The organism is Pelomonas sp. KK5, assembly GCF_001984095.1.
Lineage (GTDB): Bacteria > Pseudomonadota > Gammaproteobacteria > Burkholderiales > Burkholderiaceae_C > KK5.
Genome location: NZ_LYVQ01000585.1, coordinates 1 through 371 on the forward strand (window position 1 = coordinate 1; position 371 = coordinate 371).

Here is a 371-nt window from a genome sequence, read left to right on the forward strand (position 1 = left end):
GCACTCGGTCTCGCACCTCAAGTACGACCCGCCGCTGACCTCGGACATTGAAGGCCTGGCGCGGCCGCTGAGTCACTGGGTGCGGCGCGCGGACTCGGCCGATGCGATCGGCTGGGACACGGCGCAGGCCGTGGCTGCAGCCAGTGCTCATCCGGGCCAGATCGCCACCCTGATCCTGCCGGGTGATACCTCCTGGCAGCAGGTCAGCGGTTCGCGCGTCCTGCCGCCTAACCCTGAAGTTCGACGCAAGGCGCCCAACGCCGAGCGCATTGAGCACGTCGCCCAGGTGCTGCGCTCCGGCGAGCCGACGCTGATCATCCTGGCCAACAAGGTGACCCGCGGCGCGGCGCTGCTGAACGCCGGCAAGGTCG

Annotated in this window: 1 pseudogene; it reads left to right on the top strand. The window is 69.8% G+C overall.

The features are described 5' to 3' along the window. Positions 1–371 (top strand): annotated as a pseudogene (locus tag B0W88_RS32355) (hypothetical protein); the annotation flags it as partial.